We start from the raw sequence: 14,346 nt of genomic DNA, 5'->3' as shown, positions 1-14,346 counted from the left end.
ATGAGACTTTTGTGCATCATGCGGTCTCGCCCGGCCGTTCCCTCGAGTCCAAGAACCAGAGAGAGCACTTTGATACCTTGCGGCGGTTTTCGCTTTCCCATTTGGAGCCTCGAAGCCATGTCTGCACATAACGATAGCTTTTCGTTCTCGACCGGAATCTCCATTGCCGCCTCGCACGTGCCAGTCTTGAGCGAGCTGATCGCGAACGACCACGCTTATCTCCTGCCGCCGCCCACTCACTTTGCGCCCACCGAACCCTGCTTTCCCGTGATCGAGCACCTGTTTGGCGAGGTGGTCGCGCCTCCGCCCGGGGACGGCTGGCTCTTCACGTGACTGGGTCAAGCATGGCTCTCGACGAAGCAAGGCGGTCATGCCCGCTTGCCGCATCGGAAAGGAGCGGAGAACGTAGCCTTGCGCGACCCGGATAGAGCCCACGAGCACGAGCTTTTCGATATGACCGATGTCAAGAACAAGGCCAGGTTCAGGGCCGCAAGCCATCCGACACCTGGAGGCCTGCCGCAGCCGACACTCGCCCAAGCGATGCTGATGGCCGTGGCGATCGCCTACGGCCTGCACGCGCTGTTCATGTCCGGACCTGCGATGCGCGCGGCAGCTCGGGAGCAGCTCGAGCGCATCGTCGCGGACGAGGATCGCGACGTCTGTAGTCAGTTCGGCATTCGCCCCGGGACCAGTCAGTTCGACGTCTGCAGCCGCGAGCTGGCAAGCGTCCGAAAGAAACAGGTCGAGCGCGACAAGGCGGCCGCGCAGGGAATTCCATAGTGATCCCAGTGTGGATCCGGGCGCATGAGTTGACCTGGGTGCTCGGTCGCCGTGCGAGGCGAAACGCAACGCGCATACTGACCGGACTTGTTTCGCTCGTGTCCGCGCAGTCTATAGCGGGCGAACTGCCACAGGAGATCAGGGTGGCGATCGAGAGGATCGGGCCGGTGATCAACGCGCCGGACACCGCCAGGCTCATCGCACCTCTGCAATAAAGGAGCCGTATGCCGGCGTGCGGGTGACACACGACGAGAAGTACGGCGCCGACGAGCGCAATCGCCTCGATGTGCTTCGGGCCGAATGAATCCGCCTCGCTGCTGCCCGTGCTGCTGTTCGTTCACAGCAGCGGCTACGAGCGGAAGACAAGCACGCGCGGGCAGCCCCTTCTACGAAAACGTGATGCTCTGGGCGGAAACGACGATCGGCGTGAACATGATCTATCGCTTGGCCCCTGCGAATCCTCGGCCGGCGGCCGGACTTCGGCTCACGCTCCAGATCGGAAATGCCGCGGCTGACCGCCGACGGCGTCAGGTGCCTGGTCCGCGCAGCGGACGCGAAGCTGCCCGCACCGGCAGCACGGACCAGCATTCAGGCCGCGACTGCGATCCACGACGCATTCCCATCCAACCAAGGCATCCATTCGTGATAATAACTCACGACTAAGTTTCAACCAAGTTGCTCGACGCCATCGACCCCGCCGCCTAGGCTGCACCTCGAAACTGCCCTGTGGGAGACAATGATGAGGACGCCGGTGTTTGCTGCAATAGCCGCGTTGGCCGCCACGATAGTGACAACGTCCAGCCTTGCTCAGACCGCTTCAATGTGTAGTGGCCTGGCAGACGCTGCGGCTTGGGCAGAAAGCCGGGAGGCAGTGACCGCAGCGCCACGGAATCACAAGGTGATTTACGAAACGGCAAACCTGCGCGTGTTGGAGGTGACCGTTCTTCCCGGTGAACGCGAAGCCTCGCATCACCATCGATGGCCCAGCGTGATGGTGGTGGACTCGCGTCCGACCTACACCAATTATGACAAGGACGGTAAGGTGTTCCAATCGGTCGTGCAAGGGCAACAATCTGTCGAGTTGCCGCTGATGGTGCGCCTCCCGGCTCAAGCTGAGCATGCGATCGAGAACACCGGCAACAAGCCGTTCCACGCCATCCGCATTGAATACAAGCGGTTGTGCGACCAGTGACTTGGAGAACGCTCGTTAAGAGGAATGCCCGACTCGCTGCCGCGGCTCGGTGGCATCAGCGCCCCATGCCCATGCGGCAGCGAAGCCGAGTGCGTCGCTGCGGGCGGCAAAGGCAACGAACTTGAGTCTACGGCGCAGGCTCCCACGAAGCGGGAGCGCGCCTGATATGCGCGTTCGCAGAACAGGAGGCGATGAAAATGTTGCGGCGACAACCAACGGTCTCGCGTTCGCGTGGCGTTTGTCGGACGTGGATTTTCGTGCCGCACGACGGGCGCGATTCGTCTTCTTGTCTCGGTTTGCGCTACGGTACTTGCCTGCTCAAGCGCCGCGCGGGCGGAGTGGCCCGACCGCCCGGTGAAGCTGATTGCAACGTTTCCGCCTGGAAGTGCCAACGACGCCGCGGCTCGGATATTCGCGGACGCGCTTTCGAAGAAATGGGGCAAGCCCGTCGTCGTGGAGGATAAGCCTGGCGCTGAAGGCACCATCGGGGTGGGGTCCTTCGTCTCAAGCCAGGATGACCACACGCTGCTGTATACCGTTGCAGGTTCGGTAACCGGGGGCGGCGGCACCGAAGGACGCGCCACGAGAAGCGCGAAGACGGATGACCAGACAAGGCGGCCACCTACCCGCCGCTCTTAGCGTCGGACCTGCCCTTCGCCGAAAGTCTATGCCGCCGAAATCCCTCAGCCGGAACCCAAGGGCGAGACGCCCATTGGTCCGACTGGGTACGTTGAATGGCTCGGATCGAAGACTACGCGTTGATCGGCGATTGTGAGACCGGAGCCCTGGTTGGGCGCGACGGGTCGATCGATTGGCTCTGCCTCCCTCGTTTCGACTCCGATAGCTGCTTCGGACGGCTCCTCGGCAACGAAGAGAACGGATACTGGAAGCTTTGCCCGGTCGATAAACATCCAAGCGAGCGCTGCTACCGGCCCGGGACGCTGGTCCTAGAGACGGTCTTCACGACCAACCAGGGGCGTGTCCGCCTCATCGATTTCATGCCTCCAAAGACAGACGTTTCAAAGGTCGTGCGGATCGTCGAGGGCCTCGAGGGCAAGGTCGACATGCGCAGCGAGCTGGTCGCGCGCTTCGACTACGGCATCAGCGTTCCGTGGGTCAGTCGCATTGAAGACGGAGCGCTCAGCCTAGTTGCGGGGGACTCGATGCTGCTGCTCAGAACCGAAGCGCCCATGCGCGGCGAGTCAATGAAGAGCATCAGCGCGTTTTCGGTCAAGAAGGGCCAGCGCGTCGCTTTCGTTCTTTCCTATCAGATTTCGTACCAGGAGCCTGCGGCTGCCGAGGATCCAAGCGCCCTATTGGAGGCAACGGAGCGCTTCTGGCGCGATTGGTCCAGTCGCTGCGAAGCGGCGGGCGCCTACTCCGAGGCGGTTCTGCGGTCGCTGATAACCCTTAAGGCGCTGACGTTTGCCCCGAGCGGCGGCATGGTTGCCGCGGCGACCACCTCCCTTCCCGAGCAGATCGGGGGCCCAAGAAACTGGGATTATCGGTTCTGCTGGGTGCGCGATGCCACGCTGACCCTCTTGGCCCTCATGGGAGCGGGCTACTACGATGAGGCGCGGGCCTGGCGAGATTGGCTCGTCCGCGCGGTGGCGGGAAGCCCCAAGCAACTCCAGATCATGTACGCGGTCACGGGCGAACGCCGACTGATCGAGTGGGAGGTGCCGTGGCTCTCAGGATATGAAGGTTCGAAGCCGGTGCGCATCGGAAATGCGGCGCACACCCAGCTTCAGCTCGACGTCTACGGCGAGTTGATGGACGCTCTCTATCAGGCGCGCCGCGGCGGCCTTCATGAGAACAATCGAGCATGGGCGATCCAAGGCGCCCTGCTCGATCATCTCAAAGACATCTGGACCGAACCGGACGAAGGCATTTGGGAGGTCCGCGGCGGCGCAAAGCATTTTACCTACTCGAAGATCATGGCGTGGGTCGCCTTCGATCGTGCCATCAAGTCGGCGGCCGAATTCGGCATGCATGGGCCAGTACAAGAGTGGGAAGCACAACGCGCCGCGATCCACGAAGATGTGTGTCGGCACGGTTACGATGAACGGCTGCAGAGTTTCGTGCAGGTGTATGGCGAGCCGCAGCTCGATGCCAGCCTCCTGCTCATTCCGGCAGTCGGATTCTTGCCGCCCGATGATCCGCGCGTGATCTCGACCATCAAGGCGATAGAGCGGGAACTGCTCCAAGACGGCTTCGTCCGGCGGTACGACACTGGCGCGACGAAGGACGGACTCCCGCCCGGTGAAGGCATGTTCCTCGCCTGCAGCTTTTGGCTCGCGGACGCGTATCACCTCACTGGCCGCGACGCGGATGCCAGGGCCTTGTTCGAGCGGCTCCTGGCGCTGCGCAACGACGTTGGACTTCTCTCAGAAGAGTACGACGTCGCACGAAAGCGTCTCGTCGGAAATTTCCCGCAAGCGTTCTCGCATATCGCGCTGGTGAATACCGCCCATAACCTTACGCACCGCGAGAAGCCCTCTGAGCACCGCGGCAGCAAGAAGCCAGTTCCCAGCAAAGGACAGCAGGCGCAGAACTCGCTTTAGGAGGCAACCATGGCAGAGACCACGATCGACCCGACAGCGCCAGCCCTCCCCGGCGAGCGTCCTCGAACCGCAGCCCGCTTTCCGGTCGTGCTGGAGGGCCAGCCAGCCCTCGTCACCGGCGCAAACTCAGGCATCGGCCGTGCGGTGGCCTTGGGTCTCGCCGCCTCTGGCGCCGACGTCGTCGTCAACTACGTCGTGGACCCGCAAGCGGCTGAAGACGTGGCCCACCGGATCGAAGCGTTGGGCCGGAAGGCGATGACGGTCAGGGCGGACGTCAGCAGTGAGGAGGACGTCCAGTCGATGTTCGCCAGCGCTGTCGAGCACTTCGGCACGTTGCACATCGTGGTGAACAACGCCGGCTTGCAGCGCGATGCCCCCTTCCACGACATGACCCTTGAGCAGTGGAATAAGGTCATCGGCGTCAACCTGACCGGCCAGTTTCTCTGCGCCCGGGAAGCCATCCGCGAATTCAAACGCCGAGGTGTCGTGAAGCACATCTCCGTCGCGGCCGGCAAGCTCATCTGCATGAGCTCGGTCCATCAGGAGATACCCTGGGCGGGGCACGCGAACTATGCAGCCTCGAAAGGCGGCGTCATGCAGATGATGCGAAGCGTGGCCCAGGAGGTGGCTCCGCTCGCCATTCGTGTCAACGGGATTGCGCCGGGCGCCATTCGCACGCCCATTAACCGGCCGGCCTGGGAGACCAAAGAAGCCTACGAAAGCCTGATGACCTTGGTTCCTTATAAGCGCATAGGAGAGCCAGACGACATCGCCCAGGCTGTCGCGTGGCTGGTGTCGGATGCCGCCGACTACGTCACAGGCGCAACACTATTCATCGACGGCGGCATGATGCTCTTCCCCGGCTTTGCGACCGGAGGCTAGGTCGTACCGCTGATGCGCATGTCTCGGCCGCCTCGAGGCCTGAGTTCCCCGACATGCCGGCAGCAACCGGCGACCGCTTCGCGCGTTACGCATCTGCTTCCTGGGGATCGGGTAGAGGGAGTTTCGGCTATTCCAACTGGCAAGCGCTTGCACGATAAACGAGGCAAATGACTCAAGCGGTCGTCAACATCGTCGATCTTTGCGTCCGCCGCTGGCGAGTCACCATCCTCGTGGGAGCGCTCTTGCTAGTTGCCTGCGCGTTCTACGCCGCAACGCGGTTTTCCATCAACACGGATATCCAGACACTCGTCTCGCAGAACCTTCCTTGGCATCAGCGCCAGGTCGAGCTCTCGAAAGCGTTTCCGCAAAAGGGAATCTCCGTCGTCGTGACGGCGACGACGCCGGAAAATGCTGACGTTGCGACCGACGAGCTTGCCCAAAGGCTGAAGGAAAATCCGGGGCTGTTTCGCGACCTCGTCCAGCCCGACAGCGGCGAGTTCTTCGAGCGCAATAGCCTGCTGCTTGGCTCGACCGCAGATGTGCAACGGACAGCCGAGGGGCTGTCTCGTGCCCGCCGCTTCCTGGAGGCCCTTGCGGCCGATCCGACCTTGCGCGGCGCAGTCGACGTACTGGGCTCGGCTGCGCAGGCCGTTGCGGCAGGTCGACTGAAGCTCGAGCAGCTCGGCTGGCCACTTTCGCTCACGCGAAAAGTCTTGGATGGCGTCCTCGCCAACAAACCTGCATTCTTCTCCTGGCAGGAGCTTCTGCAAGGGCACGCTCTGGCCGAAAACCAATCGCGACACTTCATCGAAATTGCCCCGAAGCTCGACTTCAAAGCACTTCAACCCGGCCGGGCGGCAACCGAAGCAATCCGGAAGGCAGCCTCCGATCTTCAGCTGAAGCAGCGTTTCGGAGCTGAGATCAGCCTCACGGGCGAGGTCCCGATGAATGACGATCAGTTCTCGGTGATCCGCTCCAGCGCGGTGCGCGACACCCTCACGGCGTTGATTGGCGTGCTGGTGATCCTTTGGCTTGCACTCCGTTCCTTCAGGCTCATTGCCGCGGTGTTCTTCAGCCTGGCTGTCGGGCTCGCCGCAACCGCCGCTCTGGGACTTCTCATGGTTGGCTCCTTCAACCTGATCTCGATTGCGTTCTTTGTGCTGTTCGTCGGACTCGGCGTCGATTTCGGCATTCAGTTCAGCGTGCGTTATCGGACCGAACGGCACGAGCTGGATAACCTCCGTCACGCGCTGCGCTGCGCCGCCCATAAGGCGGGCGCGCCGCTGGCGCTCGCGGCGGCCGCCACCGCGATCGGCTTTTTTGCTTTCTTGCCGACTGACTATCGCGGTCTGTCCGAGCTCGGATTGATTGCCGGCTTCGGTATGCTGATCGCTTTCGCCTGTAGCATTACGTTAGTACCGGCGATGCTGACCGCGCTCAATCCGCCAGGCGAATCCGCCGCGGTGGGCTTCAAATGGCTTGCGCCGGTCGACGCATTTCTGCAGCGCCACCGCATCGCGGTGATCGTTGGCACCATTCTTGTCGTCTTAGCCGGCACGCCACTGCTGTTTCACCTCCCGTTCGATTTCAACCCCGTCGACCTTCAGAAATCCAATTCTCCATCGGTGGTCACCTATCGGAAGCTGCAATCGGAGCCCGAGACCAACGGAAACGATGCCGAGGTGCTGGCGGGATCGCAACAGCAGGCGGATCTGATCGCTAAACGGCTTTCGTCGCTTCCGGAGGTCGCGCGCGTGATGACGCTGACGAACTTCATTCCAACCGATCAGGAGCAGAAGCTCGCTGCCATCCATGCCGCCGACCGCGCGATCGGGCCAGCGCTCAATCCACGCGGCAAGAGGCCCGCACCGAACGACGAGGATACCGTGAACGCGCTTCGCAGCACGGCACAGACGCTCTTGAAGGTGGCAACCGGCGCTAGTGGCGCGGTGGGGGACGACGCACGCGCCGTCGCTTCGCAACTCGATCAGCTGGCAAGTGCCTCGGCCGACATTCGCCGCAAGGCCGATGCGGCGGTGGTTCCCTCCCTGAACCACGATCTGGACCGCCTTCGCAAGACTCTTTCGGCTCAACCGGTGACGCGCGAACGCCTCCCTGCCGACCTGGTCCGCGACTGGCAGTTGCAAGACGGTCGCGCGCGGGTGCAGGCGCTCGCCAAAGGCGATGCCAACAACGTCGACGTGCTGCGAAAATTCGCCGAAGCTGTTCTTACCGCCGAGCCTGCCGCTGCGGGGGCCGCGGTCAGCTATTACGAGTCCGCCAGAACAGTAACCCGCGCTTTCGTGGAGGCTGGAATCATGGCTCTGGTTGCGATCGCCATTCTCCTCGCGATCGCTTTGCGACGCATCACCGACGTCCTGCTCACGCTGATCCCGCTGCTTGTCGCGGGGGCGCTTACGCTGGAGCTGTCCGTCCTGCTCGGTCCGCAACTCAATTTCGCCAATATCATCGCGCTTCCGCTGCTGCTCGGCGTCGGGGTGGCGTTCAAGATCTACTACATCATGGCTTGGCGCGCCGGCAAAACCGGACTGCTCCAGTCGACATTGACGCGGGCCGTGGTGTTCAGCGCCATGACTAATGCGGCGGCTTTCGGCAGCATGTGGGCCTCCAACTACCCGGGCATGTCGAGCATGGGAAAGATGATGGCGCTGGCGCTCGCCTGCACCATGGCCGCCGCCGTGCTGTTTCAGCCGGTTCTGATGGGGCAACCACGGCAGATCAAACCGCATGCGGAGGTGCCTCCATTGCGCGAGGCGGCGGAATAGCAGCCCGGTGAATGGATTCGAGTGTGGACAGCGTTCATCGCTGGGCCAGCTGAGAGACGTCAGCGATGGACAACTTGACGCTGCGGGTTTGTCCTGCGCGGTCGAGGGTCAATTCGATCTGCTTGCCGATGCCCTCATCTTCAAGGATCGAAGTCAATTCTTCCATGCTGTGGACGGACTTGCCGTTCACTTCGGTAATGACATCCCCGATCACTCCGTCCTCACTCACGCCTTCAATCCCGGCTTTAGCGGCCGGAGAGCCAGGCAAGGTTCGGAGGACGATGACGCCGTCAATTCCGAGACTTGTTGCCTCGCCCTGCTTGGCCGCCACGATGCCGACCCCCGACAAGGGAACGTGACCACTACGGATCAACTCGGCTGCGACGCGGTTGACGATGTCGACAGGAATAGCGAATCCGATTCCGGCCGATGCGCCCGAGCCGGAGATGATCGCACTGTTCACACCGATCAGTCGGCCGGCACTATCGAGCAGCGGACCGCCGGAATTTCCCGGATTGATGGGCGCGTCGGTCTGGATCATCCCCTTCACCTCGCGCGCAGTCACCGATGGTAGGGTTCGACCAAGTGCGCTCACGATCCCAGAGGTCAGAGTCTGGTCGAGACCGTAGGGGTTGCCGATCGCGAATGTGCTCTGGCCTACCTGCAGATCTGCCGAACGGCCGACAGCAATCGGATGCAGTGCCGACCTTGGCCGCTCCAATTGAAGAATAGCGAGGTCGTAGTTGGGAGCGGCGCCGACGACATGCGCCGCGACGAATTCGCCTGACGTCAGCCGAACCCCGATGTGAGCGGTGCCGCTGATGACGTGATTGTTCGTGATCACATGCCCCGCGAAATCCCATATGATGCCTGACCCAGATTGCACAACACTGTCCTGTTCATCGGAAAACACGGACGGGCTAGGCCTGCCACGTGCAAACACATGCACGACGGACGGAGAGACCTCCTTGAAGAGGCGGACAGTCGCCTGCTCGCTGGCGGCGAGCTCGGCGCGAGGTGTTACAGTCCGAGGAGTAGAGGCAGAAAACCAGAGTGCAGACAGGTAGGGCTGCATCACCCAGAGGGTTGCCAATACGAGCAACCAAACAATCACCACGCGCAGGAAACGAATGGGCACGTGACGCCTCCTTACAGGACCCCCCTCCCTTTTGCGACCGTTTAGCGCGTCTGGCGATGGCTCAGTGCCTCTCGCAAATGACGTGACGCGCTTCTGGGAACAGGGGTCGGGTGAGGCCGCACGTACACCGCGGCCTCACGCGACCTTACTTTTGCGCTCCGGAACCGTTGGAATTGCCGGGCGCGGCGCTGCCCGCACCCGATCCCACGGTGCCTGAGGAGCCGCCCGACGTCATGGCCTCGAAAACCGACATGCCATGCGGACCAATCGTCATCACCACGGGATTCCCGTCCTTCGATTTTGCCTGCACGACGAAGGACTGGGCCACGACCTTCACATCGGTAAAGCCTGCGGCTTGGAGATCCTTCCTGATGCTCTCGATCGCCGACTTGTTTTGGGCACCGCCATTGGACTGGGCAGCATCGGCGGGGCTCTTCTGATCGTGGCTGGCGGACGCTGCGTCCATCTGCGAGCTGTTGGCGGGCGCCGTGGTTTGGGCAAAGGCCGGGACCGCGAAGCAGGTGAACAACGCAGCTGCCATAGCGAGCGTTTTCATGGAGCTTCTCCTAAATTGATACGCGTTCGCGCTCATGCGGCTTCCTGAGCCGCAAATCAGAGAAGCGAGCTGCCGGTCTGATCGTTCCAAACACACCACAATTGATGACCGCGCTGTTCGCGAGATCGAGGCGACGCCAATAGGAACGCTTCTTTTCTCGGCGCCTTCTGATTTTGAGGAGAAACTGGCATGACCTATCCGAACGACAATCGACCTGTCGGCAACCTGAATCGGCGAAACAACTGGGGAGGTTGGGCTGCTTTGGCCATCTGCGTGATCGTGATCATCGTGGGTGGGTTTTACTATTCAGGCCGGCACAACACGACCGCATCGAATCAAAGCGCGCCGCCAGCAACGACGACAGGATCAAACGAGACTGGTCCAGCAGCGCCGAAGAAATAGCGGCAACAGCGCACGGATCATCGGCCACATGACGGGGCGGCAGCTCCAGCGACGGCCCGGCTATGACATCGACATCGAGAAGGTGCTTCGGGCCTACGCCAAGCGCGACGCCTGGTCGAGATCAACGCCCACCCGTGGCGCCTCGACCTGGATTGGCGCTGGCACCAGGCGGCGCTCGAATTCGGCCACATAATGATCATCAAATCCGGACGCGCACTCGATTGCCGAGCTCGACCGCATGCAACTGGGGCGTGAGATGGCCGGGGAGGGCGGCGTACCCCGGAAAGGGTGCTGAATGCGATGACCTTGCTCGAATTTACGCGCTATCTCCGCCAGAGGAGGCACTCGCTCTCTCGGGCCGCCTGATGGCGGCGGCACGCGATATCCCGCTCGAGGGGCGAGAGAGCGGTCGCCACCGATCAGGGCTGGTTGCGCCGTCCACGCAATCGTCGGGCGGCCAAGCGCTTTCGCGTCAAATGCCAATTGATCCAAGTGCCGCCAAATCCTTGGTTTGAACCGATTGCGCCCTTTGAGTTCGGCATCTTGTGACGGGGGTAGCAGCCGCCCGTGCCCGAGCGAGTCCCAATCGCAAGCCCTGCTTTGCGAGCGATTGAGCTCCAAAGGATACAGGCGCTCCCGGCGCGCGTGCTATGGTCCGATTAGGGCTTTGTCGCATGGTAGATCGCCTGCGACGCGAGCCGCTTGAAGAGACGTTCGGAAACGGCCTGACAGGTTCGGAACATCGAGCTTGGAAGGCACGTTCTTCCCGAATGGAAGCCTTTCTGCACCGCCTCTTCACGGCCAGGTCGGACTTTCCGATCTGGGTGCGCTACACGTTGACGCTCGGCCTGGTTGGCATCGCGTTCTTCGCCCGGGTGATGCTGGACGATCACCTGCGCTCCTACCCCGTTCTGCTCTTCATCCCGGCCATCTTCCTGTCCTCTGTCCTCTTCGACCGCGGCAGTGGTATCCTGACCACCGCGGCAGGGGCCGCGCTTGCTGCCGCGTACTTCATCCCGGGCCCCCCCATCGTCTGCGGCGATCCCGCTCGTCCTATTCGTCTTGACCGGCATCTGCATTGCGGCCGTCACCGAGCTCCTGCGGCACACTCTGCAGAAGCTTGCCGAAGCCAACCGATATTCGGAAGTTCTGCTGCAGGAGCGCGCGCATAGAACGCGGAACGACCTCGCCACCATAGTCTCCGTCCTTAGGCTTCAAGCCCGCTCGGCGACGGACCCTGCGGTCCAGGCAGCAATTGCCTCAGCGGTGAGCCGGGTGGACGTGGTCGCCAAGGTCCACGACCGTTTGCGCGATACTGCTGACAGCAACCGCATCGACCTCGCAGCGTACATCGAAGCGCTATGCGGAAGCCTCGCCAATTTTCATCGTGGCGTACGCACGATCTCGATCGGTGTCCACTGCGAGAACATAGAGGTGCGGAGCTCGCAGGCGGCGTCGATCGGGCTGATCGTGAACGAACTGGTGACGAACTGCTTCAAGTACGCCTTCCCCGAGGGACGCCGCGGCGCGGTGGAGGTGGACGTGCGCGCCAAAGACGACAGCATCCTCGTGACCGTACAGGACAACGGTGTCGGTTGTCCGCTCGAAGGCAAGAGCGGGCTCGGCACGCGCTTGATCAGCCTGCTGGCGTCCCAGATGAAAGGGGCCGTGACGAGAAGGCCTCTTTCGGAAGGCTGCGAGGTGCAGGTTTCACTCGCGCGTGACGCATGAGCGCCACAGGACGATGCTCGCCGCGCCTAAAACGAGATCATGCGACGTATGTTCCGTTACCAGGAACCACCGGCAGGCTGCCGTCGTTCTTCTCCCGGAGGAGCATGCATGAACTTAAGAAGGTCGATCGAAGGACTCGGTCCCTACCCGTCGCTCTTCTTGCTGGCTCTCCCGACAGCTACCGTAGAGCCCCTGAAGCTCGTCGCGGCAGCGGTGGCAGGAGAGGGCCATTGGATCACCGGGACGGCGATGATCGTGGCGTGCTACGCATTTAGCCTCCTAGTGGTCGAGCGGCTTTTCGTGATCGTGAAACCGAAGCTGCTCACGATCTCTTGGTTCGCGAAACTCTGGAAAGCATTCGTTTCGGCTCGAGCGCGCCTGTTCGGGGTCTTCCATGTCGGCAGCACCGAGAGAATTGTCGATCGGCAATCGGCTTCGAAATGAGCCGAAAGTCAACGCTCCCTAAGCGCTTGCAGCCGATGCTGGCCACGCTCACCGATGCCCCTTTCGTTGATCCTCATGGGGTGTTTGAGGACAAGTACGACGGATTTCGGATGGTCTGCGAGTGATATCGGATCGAGCCCTTCAAGGCCGCCGAGATAGTGCTGCAATTTCATAAGCGGTTTCCCCTCGCTTGATTAGGCCGTAGCCCGGCGCGTGGCCAGAACGTCGGCGAACTTCTCGGAAACGAAGCCGAACGCGGCTCCGACCAGTATGGAAAATGCTGCAGTCAACGCCGGGTTAGTGATACTCGCATCCGTGATCGGACTTCCCGTAGCGGCGACCGTTCCGACGGTCGAGGCAAAGCCGAAGACGATGGCGGGCGGAAATCCCAATGCCCGATGGGAGGAGGCGAGAATCATCGCGCCACTGCCCAGACCGACGCTCACTGCGGCAAACGCGGCCGACCCCGGAGCCGCCGCAATGGCGAGCAGGCAAAAGCTGGATATGATGACCCCAATCCAGTTCGACGCGACCGATTTGACAAAGCCCGCCGACGTGCCGCCGCAAGCGAAGAACGAAGCCCAGGCGATGAATGTCACCCAGACCGGAATGGGCAGGACGGTTGCAGTCAAGTAGGTGTCCACACCACCGAGCACGGCGATGCTTATCGTTAGGGCGAGCAGGGGCGTCATCGTCATTTTCTCCCGTTGAAATTGGATTGGCGGGTCGCTAAGCGACCAGACTTGTGCCGGGTCGAGCCAAATCGGCGATGCCGCTGCGAATTTGAACAGCATCGAGCCCTCTTCCGATGAAGACGATCGCGCTGAATCGAGGCTCGTTCGCCGCCCAAGGCCGGCCCGGTCTACCCTCAAGCGTCATATGGACACCGTGAAACACCCAGCGCCGCGCTTCCCCTTTCAGCCAAAGAATGCCCTTCGAGCGCAGTAGCGTTTCGCCGTTCTGTTGAACAAAGGCGTTTAGCCACCGGAAGAAGCGCGGGCCGTCCAGCGGGCGATCCTCACGAACCTCAACGCTGACGACGGAGAGATCGTGCTCGTGCTCGAATTCGGAGAGCAGCAACGGTTCGATGGCCAGGCAGTTCTTCAAGTCGAAGGCCTTGACGTCGATGATTGAGCCGATGTCGACGCGGCCGTTGATGGCCGAAACGATGCGCGCCATCGGATTGATGCCTCGAACAGTTGCTTCGCGTGCGGCAAAAGCGGAAGCGTCAACCAGATCACGCTTGCTGATCACCACGACGTCGGCGAACGCGATTTGCTCCGCGGCAACGTTTTCGCCCGAGCTCTGGTCGGCGAGCCAATGGTCGATATGGACAGCATCGATTACGGTGACGACCGCATCGAGCGTAGTGGCGTCCGACAGGGTTTCGTCGACGATGAAGCTTTGAATGACGGCTGCGGGATCGGCAAGCCCGGTCGTCTCGATGAGGATCCGACGGATCGTTTTCTCGCCGGAGAGCAAATTGGTGATCGTTGAAACGAGGTCCTTCCGGACGGTGCAGCAGATGCAACCGTTGTTGATCTGCAGGATCTCTTCGTGGACGCCGACGACCAATTCAGCATCGATACTGATCGATCCAAACTCGTTCACGATGACGGCGGAATCCGCCAATAGATCGCTTTCGAGCAGTTGGTTGAGCAGAGTTGTTTTCCCCGATCCCAGAAAGCCGGTTAGAACCGTGACTGGAATTTTCCGCGATGATGTTGTTGGCATAGCTCGCTCTCCCTACGTTGGCAGGACGCTAGGTTTGGCGTTGGCGAGTCACAACAGTCCCTGACGCGAGAATTCGGCCAAACAGGTTCAAAGCAATGCAGCATGCCGGGAGTTGCTCAATTCCGCTTCAGATGATG

At 61.7% G+C, this 14,346-nt stretch carries 15 protein-coding genes and 1 pseudogene; 11 read left to right on the top strand and 5 right to left on the bottom strand.

Annotated elements, in window-relative coordinates; all coding sequences use genetic code 11:
- Positions 1-117 precede the first annotated feature (117 nt).
- Both BRAD3257_RS39365 and BRAD3257_RS27975 read left to right on the top strand, forming a co-directional pair.
- Entirely contained in the window at positions 118-333 is a 216-nt protein-coding gene (locus tag BRAD3257_RS39365) for a hypothetical protein (protein WP_145987030.1), read from the top strand.
- Between the two features lie 120 nt (positions 334-453).
- On the top strand, positions 454-780 hold the full coding sequence (locus BRAD3257_RS27975; protein ID WP_122404554.1) for a hypothetical protein: 327 nt from the start codon (positions 454-456) through the stop codon (positions 778-780).
- A 195-nt stretch (positions 781-975) separates the two neighbouring features.
- Here the strand turns inward: BRAD3257_RS27975 and BRAD3257_RS27965 are convergent, their stop codons facing one another.
- Complete coding sequence (locus BRAD3257_RS27965; RefSeq protein WP_122404552.1) at positions 976-1,368, bottom strand: LysR family transcriptional regulator; 393 nt, start codon at positions 1,366-1,368, stop codon at positions 976-978.
- 310 nt (positions 1,369-1,678) lie between these two features.
- Between BRAD3257_RS27965 and BRAD3257_RS39830 the strand changes: the two genes are divergently transcribed.
- The 4 genes from BRAD3257_RS39830 to hpnN all read left to right on the top strand — a co-directional run bounded on the left by BRAD3257_RS39830 (position 1,679) and on the right by hpnN (position 8,204).
- Positions 1,679-1,972 carry a cupin domain-containing protein gene (locus BRAD3257_RS39830; protein WP_122404551.1) on the top strand — a complete coding sequence of 98 codons (294 nt, stop codon included), beginning with the start codon at positions 1,679-1,681 and terminating at the stop codon, positions 1,970-1,972.
- Positions 1,973-2,706: 734 nt separating this feature from the next.
- Positions 2,707-4,536 (top strand): glycoside hydrolase family 15 protein, encoded by a 1,830-nt coding sequence (locus BRAD3257_RS27950; RefSeq protein WP_122404550.1) that lies wholly within the window; start codon positions 2,707-2,709, stop codon positions 4,534-4,536.
- 9 nt (positions 4,537-4,545) lie between these two features.
- Positions 4,546-5,418 (top strand): SDR family oxidoreductase, encoded by an 873-nt coding sequence (locus tag BRAD3257_RS27945; protein ID WP_122404549.1) that lies wholly within the window; start codon positions 4,546-4,548, stop codon positions 5,416-5,418.
- A 167-nt stretch (positions 5,419-5,585) separates the two neighbouring features.
- A complete protein-coding gene (gene hpnN, locus BRAD3257_RS27940) occupies positions 5,586-8,204 on the top strand; it encodes a hopanoid transporter HpnN (protein WP_122404548.1) in 2,619 nt (872 codons plus the stop codon).
- A 34-nt stretch (positions 8,205-8,238) separates the two neighbouring features.
- Here hpnN and BRAD3257_RS27935 read toward each other — a convergent pair whose 3' ends face one another.
- Together BRAD3257_RS27935 and BRAD3257_RS41245 are read right to left on the bottom strand one after the other, a co-directional pair.
- On the bottom strand, positions 8,239-9,342 hold the full coding sequence (locus tag BRAD3257_RS27935) for a S1C family serine protease (protein ID WP_244607719.1): 1,104 nt from the start codon (positions 9,340-9,342) through the stop codon (positions 8,239-8,241).
- A 145-nt stretch (positions 9,343-9,487) separates the two neighbouring features.
- On the bottom strand, positions 9,488-9,934 hold the full coding sequence (locus tag BRAD3257_RS41245; RefSeq protein ID WP_244607718.1) for a hypothetical protein: 447 nt from the start codon (positions 9,932-9,934) through the stop codon (positions 9,488-9,490).
- A gap of 153 nt (positions 9,935-10,087) precedes the next feature.
- Between BRAD3257_RS41245 and BRAD3257_RS27925 the strand changes: the two genes are divergently transcribed.
- From BRAD3257_RS27925 to BRAD3257_RS41235, 5 genes and pseudogenes are all read left to right on the top strand, one after another.
- Positions 10,088-10,300: a hypothetical protein gene (locus BRAD3257_RS27925; protein WP_122404547.1), complete on the top strand. Its 213-nt coding sequence runs from the start codon at positions 10,088-10,090 to the stop codon at positions 10,298-10,300.
- 674 nt (positions 10,301-10,974) lie between these two features.
- On the top strand, positions 10,975-11,472 hold the full coding sequence (locus BRAD3257_RS39825) for a DUF4118 domain-containing protein (protein WP_160118854.1): 498 nt from the start codon (positions 10,975-10,977) through the stop codon (positions 11,470-11,472).
- Positions 11,363-12,031 carry a sensor histidine kinase gene (locus tag BRAD3257_RS39820; protein ID WP_209295178.1) on the top strand — a complete coding sequence of 223 codons (669 nt, stop codon included), beginning with the start codon at positions 11,363-11,365 and terminating at the stop codon, positions 12,029-12,031. Before BRAD3257_RS39825 ends, BRAD3257_RS39820 begins: the two co-directional genes overlap by 110 nt.
- 48 nt (positions 12,032-12,079) lie before the next feature.
- Entirely contained in the window at positions 12,080-12,475 is a 396-nt protein-coding gene (locus BRAD3257_RS27905; protein ID WP_244607717.1) for a hypothetical protein, read from the top strand.
- Positions 12,472-12,597, top strand: a pseudogene (locus BRAD3257_RS41235) (non-homologous end-joining DNA ligase); the annotation flags it as partial. The gene BRAD3257_RS27905 and the pseudogene BRAD3257_RS41235, both read left to right, overlap by 4 nt.
- A gap of 72 nt (positions 12,598-12,669) precedes the next feature.
- Here the strand turns inward: BRAD3257_RS41235 and BRAD3257_RS27895 are convergent.
- Positions 12,670-13,269 (bottom strand): DUF1097 domain-containing protein, encoded by a 600-nt coding sequence (locus tag BRAD3257_RS27895; RefSeq protein ID WP_347338399.1) that lies wholly within the window; start codon positions 13,267-13,269, stop codon positions 12,670-12,672.
- Entirely contained in the window at positions 13,205-14,209 is a 1,005-nt protein-coding gene (locus BRAD3257_RS27890) for a CobW family GTP-binding protein (RefSeq protein WP_122404543.1), read from the bottom strand. The genes BRAD3257_RS27895 and BRAD3257_RS27890 overlap by 65 nt, the downstream gene beginning before the upstream one ends.
- Between the last annotated feature and the right edge of the window lie 137 nt (positions 14,210-14,346).

The sequence above is a fragment of the Bradyrhizobium vignae genome, assembly GCF_900324035.1.
GTDB classification, from domain to species: Bacteria; Pseudomonadota; Alphaproteobacteria; order Rhizobiales; family Xanthobacteraceae; genus Bradyrhizobium; species Bradyrhizobium vignae.
This window is presented reverse-complemented; position numbering and strand designations above follow the sequence as displayed.